The 4,731-nt window shown below is 71.3% G+C and carries 4 protein-coding genes and 1 pseudogene; 2 read left to right on the top strand and 3 right to left on the bottom strand.

Going from position 1 to position 4,731, the window contains the following annotated elements; all coding sequences use genetic code 11:
* Positions 1–87 precede the first annotated feature (87 nt).
* Positions 88–1,059: a DUF368 domain-containing protein gene (locus tag G6018_RS01475; protein ID WP_241731964.1), complete on the top strand. Its 972-nt coding sequence runs from the start codon at positions 88–90 to the stop codon at positions 1,057–1,059.
* A 40-nt stretch (positions 1,060–1,099) separates the two neighbouring features.
* Here G6018_RS01475 and G6018_RS01470 read toward each other — a convergent pair whose 3' ends face one another.
* The 3 genes from G6018_RS01470 to G6018_RS01460 are packed head-to-tail and all read right to left on the bottom strand — an operon-like array spanning position 1,100 to position 3,122.
* The gene (locus G6018_RS01470) at positions 1,100–1,687 is read right to left on the bottom strand and encodes a dihydrofolate reductase family protein (protein WP_182610750.1); all 588 of its coding nucleotides are present in this window, start codon (positions 1,685–1,687) and stop codon (positions 1,100–1,102) included.
* A gap of 57 nt (positions 1,688–1,744) precedes the next feature.
* Positions 1,745–2,728, bottom strand: a complete 984-nt coding sequence (locus tag G6018_RS01465) for an SRPBCC family protein (RefSeq protein WP_182610751.1) — start codon at positions 2,726–2,728, stop codon at positions 1,745–1,747.
* Between the two features lie 46 nt (positions 2,729–2,774).
* A complete protein-coding gene (locus G6018_RS01460; RefSeq protein WP_179523520.1) occupies positions 2,775–3,122 on the bottom strand; it encodes a metalloregulator ArsR/SmtB family transcription factor in 348 nt (115 codons plus the stop codon).
* A 92-nt stretch (positions 3,123–3,214) separates the two neighbouring features.
* Here G6018_RS01460 and G6018_RS01455 point away from each other — a divergent pair.
* Positions 3,215–4,731, top strand: a pseudogene (locus G6018_RS01455) (helicase SNF2); the annotation flags it as partial.

Here is a 4,731-nt window from a genome sequence, read left to right as displayed (position 1 = left end):
CGGCCTGCGTCCACCCCGGAACCGGGCGGGACGCCCCCCGGCGCCGCAGCGGAGTCGGTTCATCACGACCCCGTCGCGGACTCGGATCTGGACCCGCGGTCGCCGCTCCCCGCCCGACCCGGGCCGCTCGGGATGGTCGGGAACGCACTGCGCGGTGCGCTGATCGGCATGGCCGAGCTCGTGCCCGGCGTCTCGGGCGGCACGGTCGCACTGGTGACCGGCGTGTACCCACGGTTGCTGGACTCGGGCGCGCACGTGGTGGACGGGATGCGGTCGGCGATCCTCGGCCCGGACCGCCGGGCGCGCACGTCCGCGGCCTTCCGTCACGTGGACTGGTGGCTGCTGCTCCCGCTCGCGGTGGGCATGCTGGCGATGGTCTTCACCATGGCCGGGGTGCTCAAGGGCTTCGTCGAGGGGAGCCCGGAGATCGCACGCGGGCTGTTCCTCGGCATGGTCGCGGCGAGCATCGCGGTGCCGCTGGGGATGGCGCGGGCCACCCCGGGTGGACGGAACTGGGCTCTGGGGCTGATCTTCGTCGGCGGCGCGGGGCTGGCGTTCGTGCTGTCCGGGTTGCCCAGCGGGACGATCAGCGACCCGTCCTACCTGCTGGTGTTCGTGGCCGCCGCGGTGGCGATCTGCGCGCTGGTCCTGCCCGGTGTGTCGGGTTCGTACCTGCTGCTCGCGATGGGGCTCTACGCGCCGACCCTCGGAGCCGTGGACGACCGGAACTTCGCCTACCTCGGGGTGTTCGCGCTCGGTGCGCTCGTCGGGATCTCGCTCTTCGTCAAGATCCTCGACCGGTTGCTCGAGGACTTCCGCAAGCCCACCCTCATCGCCATGGCCGGCCTGATGCTCGGCTCCCTGCGGGCCCTGTGGCCCTGGCAGACCGAGGAGGCCGACATCCTGGCGCCGGGGTCCGACTGGCCGGTCGTCCTGGCCGCGGTGGGGGTCGGCGTCGTGGTGGTGATGATCGTCCTGGCCGTCGAACGGTTCTTCGCGGCCAAGGCGGCGACCACGGACCCGGACCCGCGGGTCACGGCGCTCGAGGACCGGGAGTAGGCGGCCCGGCCGGATCGATGATCAACTGCGGCGTCGACCGTCAGTCGTCCTCCTTCCGGGCGACGTCGAAGACCATCTTCTGGACGCCGTTGCCGTAGGCCTCGTGCTCGGTGAGGATTAGCGGGATGGCGTCGACGTCGGCCGCGCCGAAGAGGCGCCGTCCCGCGCCGAGCAGGAGCGGGAAGACCAGGAGGTGGTACCGGTCGACCAGGCCCGCCTCGGACAGGGAGTGGCCGAGGGTCGCGCTGCCGTGGACGAGGATCGGGCCGCCGTCGGTCTCCTTGAGCCGCGCCACGTCCTCGACCGAACGCAGGATGGTCGTCGGTCCCCAGTTGTCCACGAGGTCGTCGGCGGTCAGGGTGGTGGACACCACGTACTTCGGTAGTCCGTTGTACCTGGCGAAGTCCTCCGTCATCTCCGGCCAGACCGGGGAGAACGCCTCGTAGCTGCGGCGACCCAGTAGGAGGGCGGTGGCCTCGTCCTGCTCGCGTCCCTTGATCTCGTAGGCGGCCTCGTCGAAGGGGATGTCCCGGTAGGTCCAGCCGGCGTTGCGGTAGCCCTCCTCGCCGCCGGGTGCCTCCATGACCCCGTCGAGCGACATGAAGGCGGTGATGATGAGCGTGCGCATGTGGGTCCTCTCGGTGTGCGCTGGTGTCGTGGCGCGGGGAGGGCGCCCGGTGACGTCTCAGGCGTGGGCCAGGACCTCCGACTCGAGCCGCCGGTACCCGGCCTCCATCCCGTCGACCATGCCGGTGCCGAGGATCATGTCGCGGAGCTCGGCGCTGTCGTAGGTGATGACGAGCGTCATCAGGGTCCCGTCCCCGACGGCTGTGAGGGTCTGCTCGTTGCGCGTCGGTGGCGCGTCGGCCCCCTCCATCGTCTCGGTGAAGACCTCGCGGTGCGGAGGGTCGGTCTCGATGAGCTCTCCGACGAGCGCGAACGCCTCGCCCTCGACCCCGGCGTCGGGGGCCCACTCGAAGCGGGTGGTCTCGCCGGGCGCTGAGGCGACCCGGCAGCCGACCAGGGCCCAGCCGTCGGGGCCGTGGAACCACCGGTTCAGCAGTTCCGGCTCGTGGTGTGCGTCCCAGACCTGCTGGGGTGTGCCCCGCAGGATCCGGGTGAAGCGCACCTGCGTGTCGCTGAGGAGCTGCGCTGCGGTCGCGCGGTCGGCGGCGAAGGAGCGCAGGTCTGCCAGGACGTCGTCGATCTGCGCCATCGCGGAGCGGGTGCCCTCCTCCATGCCCAGCTCGAGCAGCTGCTCGAGTTGGTCGAGGCTGGTGAAGTACGTGGTGGTGGTCAGGCGGGCGCCGCTGTCGGTCTCCTCGAAGGAGAACACCGCGCGCATCGTCGGCATCTCGGGGTTGGGGCGGCCGTCCTCGTCGGTGAAACCGTCCAGGATCTCGAACGAGCCCCCCTCGATCACGGACAGGTACTCCCAGTAGCCGCCGCTGCGGGCTCCGTCCGGCCCGGTCATGTAGTACTCGGACCGGCCGCCCGGGTAGATGTCGTGACGGGTGAAGGTCGCCGGCCACTCCGGCGGTCCCCAGAACCTCTCGAGCTGGCGCGGGTCCACGTACGCGTCCCAGAGCCGGCGGACCGTCACGGGGAAGTCGGCGACGATGGTCATCGTCAGCTCCTCGAGGTCCTTGTCTACGGATGTCACTGGCATGATCGGATCCTTCTCCCTCGGTGGTGGTCGTACATTGTGCTTGTGGTCAGTCGTCGGCGAGCAGGGCGTCGAGCCTGTCGATGCGCCCCCGCCAGAGGCGCTCGAAGCCGTCCAACAGGGTCTGGGCCCTGCGGATCGCCTCGGGGTTGCCCCGGATCCGGCGTTCGCGTCCGTGGCGGTCGTCGGTCACGAGTCCGGCCTCCTCGAGGACGTTGACGTGCTTGCGGACCGCCGCGAACGACATGTCGTAGTGATGGGCGAGGTCGGAGATGGAGCACTCGTCGGTGAGCGTGCGACGGACGATGTCCCGGCGTGTGGCGTCGGCCAGCGCCCGGAACAACCGATCCACGTCGTCGTCACTGAGATCCACCCCGCGTGTGTGATATGAAACCATTTGGTTTCATGTTAGGTCGCGGCGGGGACCGGGTCAATGGTGCGGCCCAACTCGCCCGCCGCGATGTCGTGGGTCGCCCCTACTCTGGGTGCGTGCGGTCGAGCGTGAGGGTCCCCGAGTCCGAGGTCGAGCGGTTCGTCGGGACGGCGGCCCTGGCACGTGCGCGCCCTTATGTGAACCCGGACGCAATCGGCGACGTGAGCTACAACCCCGGTTCGCGGACGCTGTCCGCACTGGTCACGGGCAGCGGCGGGCGCCGGTATCGGACCGAGGTCGCCTTCGGGCATCCCGATGCGAGCGGTTGGTCCCGGCCGAAGCTCAGCACGTGCACGTGCCCGGTGGCGATGCGGTGCAAGCACGCCGCGGCGCTCATGTTGTTCGCCGGCGTGGATCCGGACGGCGGCGCACACAGCGGGGTAGGCGGCGGGGAACCGGTACCTGAATGGCGGCGGCGGGTCGAAGAGATGATGCACGGCACGGCGCAGCAGGCCCGACCGCGGGAGTCCGAGGTCTATGGACTGCAGCTGTCGGTGGTGGCGGACGAGACCGTGGACGACGGCTGGACCGGTGGGTTGCGGCCCGGGTTGGGCAACCGGCTCCGGGCGCGCATCGTGGTCCCGGGCAGGGGCGGGCGGTGGAAGTCGGCGGGGGTGGAATGGGACCGGCTGCGCTACGGCTGGACCGCGGACATGAGCGCCGCCCAGACAAGCTGGTTCCGCGCCGTGGACGCGCTGGCCCGTAGTCGTCGTCAGGCCAGGGTGTGGTTGGACCTGTGCGATGCCGAGGTCCCCGCACTGTGGCCGCTCATCTCCACCGCCGCCGAGGCCGAGGTGGAGATCGTCCCCGATGACGGCCTGCACGACGTCCGGCCCGGGCCGCGCCGGCGCGTCGGGCTCACGGCCTGGTCACCCGATGGCCTGCAGGTGGTGGTCACCGCCGCGGCGGAGGTGCTGCCCGACGCCGACGGCGCCCAGGAGATGCCCGACGACGACGAGGAACACGACCGCCCCCTGCCGGGCGCACTCGTGGGGGAGCGCGGGGACCTGGTCGCGGTGGTCCGCGACAGGGTGTTGGAGCTCTGCCCGGTCGGGCGGCTCGACCACGGGGTGGCCCGCGATCTGCGTCGATGGCGTGAGCTGACGATCCCGGATGAGTCCGTCGCCGAGTTCTGCGGAGAGTTCCTCCCCGGTCTCGTCGACGCGTTCCCGGTGGTCGACCGAGCCGGTCGCCTGGAGCTGCCGGAACCAGACCGCGTCGAGTTCGAACTGGTGATCCGGCGCTATGCCGGGCCCGACTCCGCGGACGGGCCGGACCTCGTCGCGGAGTGGTCCCGGCTCGACGTGTTGCGGATGAGCGACGGCACCGAGACGACGCGCCGTCGTCCGCTGACAGGTGGGGACCTCGGTGCCGCCGGACCGATCCTGGCCGACCGCGAATCGCTCGAGCTCGCGGTGAGAGTCGAGGAGGCCGGGTGGGGGTGGGTCGTCACGCCCGGGCCCTGGCGGGTCACCGGGCACGACGCGGCTGTGCTGCTGGCGGACGGGGTGCCCGCGTTACGCGCCCTCGACGGCGTCCGGTTGACCGTGCGCGACGGGGTCCCGGAGATCCG

This window comes from Dietzia sp. DQ11-44 (genome assembly GCF_014145205.1).
GTDB classification, from domain to species: Bacteria; Actinomycetota; Actinomycetes; order Mycobacteriales; family Mycobacteriaceae; genus Dietzia; species Dietzia natronolimnaea.
This window is presented reverse-complemented; position numbering and strand designations above follow the sequence as displayed.

Bases quoted from the DNA above. Each gene is read 5' to 3' on its own strand.
- G6018_RS01470 (WP_182610750.1), bottom strand. From the start codon at position 1,687: ATGCGCACGCTCATCATCACCGCCTTCATGTCGCTCGACGGGGTCATG.
- G6018_RS01465 (WP_182610751.1), bottom strand. From the start codon at position 2,728: ATGCCAGTGACATCCGTAGACAAGGACCTCGAGGAGCTGACGATGACC.
- G6018_RS01460 (WP_179523520.1), bottom strand. From the start codon at position 3,122: ATGGTTTCATATCACACACGCGGGGTGGATCTCAGTGACGACGACGTG.